The 2,954-nt window shown below is 38.1% G+C and carries 1 protein-coding gene; it reads left to right on the forward strand.

Going from position 1 to position 2,954, the window contains the following annotated elements; translation table 11 throughout:
- Nucleotides 1-528: 528 nt before the first annotated feature.
- Nucleotides 529-2,954 (forward strand): DEAD/DEAH box helicase family protein (locus tag ACFIME_RS03675; RefSeq protein WP_375684514.1); only part of this gene is annotated, 2,426 nt, incomplete at its 3' end.

Genomic DNA, 2,954 nt, shown 5'->3' on the forward strand with positions numbered 1-2,954 from the left:
AAAAGCAAATGATCTGAGTGACCTTATCAGAAGAGTTTTGTCAGTCTTGTCAGTTCATTCTAGCTCCTATATTATTTTTTTTAAATGAGAGAAAATTAAAAACATTATATTTCAATATGTTAGTATTTTAATGATACAACCTATATCGACAATACAACCTTAAATACAATCCATAATATATATTTGTCAGTTTGTGTCAGGAAATTAAACTGACAAAATAGACTATTTTAGTGACTCATAAAACCTATCAAAATACTCATTATGATATTTTAAAAGCACATAGTTCATTTGTCTTGATGAACACGTGAAACGAACAGCAAAATTCACTATTTTGCTGATCTTACCTCATGTCATAGGCTGTGGATAAGTAGCCTTTAATAAAATTTCTTTTTAAGCAGGTTGTGGGTCTTTAGCACCCTTTTTTTATTTTATTATTGCTATTTGTTTTAAATAGATCTAGCAGATTCTATTTAAAGTTTTTTAACACCGATAGATCAACGCTTATAAAGCGGTGGGGTTTTATTATAAATGCTTCAATCTCATAACAAACCACTGACATTACGCTCTCTGTTACAATCCTACCGTGATCATACAGAAAGTGCGCGCGATAGAGGAACTTCTTTTGAAAAGTTTGTAATTGCTTATTTGACGCAAGACCCTCTACAATGCCAAGAATATGAAAAGGTTCAAACCTATTGTGAATGGGCAAAAGAGCATGGGGAAGATGGGCGTGATATCGGCATTGATCTGGTTGCTAAAATTCGTGATGAAGAAGGATATGCGGCTATTCAATGTAAGTTTTATAGTGCAAATCATCAGATCAAGAAAGAAGATATTGATAGCTTTATTGCTGCCTCGGGAAAAAAGATCTTCACACGCCGTATTCTGGTTGATAGCACCGAAGGTAATTGGAGTAACAATGCCGATCTCACCTGTGAAGGACAAGGAGTCCGCATTCAACGGATTAATCTTTTCGATCTGGAAAACAGTCAAATAGATTGGTCAACCTTTGAAAGCAAAGGGGAAGCTACTCTTAAGAAAAAAGAACCGAAAAAGCTTTTAGATCATCAACAAGAAGCGCTTAAAGCTGTTTGTGACGGTTTACAAGAAGCAGACCGCGGCAAGCTGATTATGGCGTGTGGAACGGGAAAGACCTTTACCAGTCTGAAGATAGCAGAAACTCTTGCTGGTCAAGGTAAACGTGTTTTATTTCTTGTCCCCTCTCTTTCTTTAATGTCACAAACAATAAGAGAATGGACAGCAGATACAGCAATCCCCTTGCGTTCCTTTGCGGTGTGTTCTGATACACAAGTTGGCAAGCGTCGTAAAGCCCAAGATGATGCTGCCGAACTCGATGTCTCGGATCTCGCTCTACCAGCAACAACAGATTCTCAAAAGCTTGGAGAAAAAGCCAATAAGACTTCTCCTGATACAATGACAGTGGTCTTTGCTACCTACCATTCGATCCAAGTGATTTCGGATGCGCAAAAGAAATATGCTTTACCGGAATTTGATCTGATCATTTGTGATGAAGCACACCGTACCACTGGAGCTGTGTTAGGAACAGACAAGAGTGAATCTGAGTTTATCAAGGTTCATAATAATAGCCTTATTCGGGGAAAGAAACGTCTGTATATGACAGCAACACCTCGTATCTTTAGTGATAATGCCAAAAAACAAGCTAATGAGATTGATGCCGTTCTGGCTTCTATGGATGATGAAGAGCTTTATGGCAAAATCCTTTATTCTTATAGTTTCTCCCATGCTGTAAAAAATGGACTTTTAACGCCTTACAAGATTATCGTTTTAGGTGTTGATGAAGGAGAAGTGAGTAAATCTATCCAGCATCTGATGACAGATGAGAATTATGAACTTATTCTTGATGATAGAACAAAGATCATGGGTTGTTATCAAGCTCTTACCAAAATGGATCTGAAAATTGATCTTGGGGATGATACAAGACCCATGCATCGGGCTTTGGCTTTTTGTAGAGATATTGATACTTCTGAACGTATATGTAGAACATTCAACGATGAAGAAGTTAAGAAAGATTTACGTAATCTTCATGAAAACCATAAAAATATTCCCCCTCTTAACTGTCAAGTAGATCATATTAATGGAAAATCTGGTGCCAAAAACCGTACGATAAAACTTGATTGGTTGAAAGAAGATGCGGGTGAGAATGTCTGCCGTATATTAACCAATGTACGCTGCCTTTCAGAAGGTGTTGATGTTCCTTCCCTTGATGCGGTTATGTTTTTACACCCGCGTAAAAGCCAAGTGGATGTGATACAAGCAGTGGGACGTGTGATGCGTCGTGCAAAAGGCAAAAAGATGGGCTATATCATTTTGCCGGTTGGTGTTCCTGCTGGTGTTTCACCAGAAGAGGCATTAAAAAACAATAAGAGATACAGTGTTGTCTGGCAAGTTCTCAATGCTTTGCTTGCCCATGATGAGAATTTTAGTAAAACCCTTAACCAGATGGTCTTAGGACAAGACGTAAGCTCTATCATCGACATTGTTACAGTTTCTAAAAAGACCGAATTAGAGAATGTCACCACGGTTATTGACGAAATCACGCTCCACGAAAAATCAGAAAAATCCGGACTTCGTATTGGGACACAAGCTCATGAACCGCAACATAGTCATAGCGTAACAGGAAGATTACCTTTTTTTGTTGAGTTTCCCAATGCTCTCAAAACACTGATTGTTAAAAAATCTACTATGAGTGATTATTGGGGCATTTGGGCTGGCAATGTTGCTGAGATTGCACAAAACCATATCACACGCCTTCAAACTATGCTTTCTGATCAAACAAGCGAAGCTTATCATGCCTTTGATGCGTTTTATAAAGAATTAAAAAACAACTTAAACAGTGAGATAAAGCAAGAAGAAGCGATTGAGATGTTAGCGCAACATCTTGTAACGCGTCCCGTGTTTGAAGCCTTGTTTGA

It is taken from the genome of Bartonella sp. AP1QHHD, assembly GCF_042196265.1.
Classification (GTDB): Bacteria; Pseudomonadota; Alphaproteobacteria; order Rhizobiales; family Rhizobiaceae; genus Bartonella.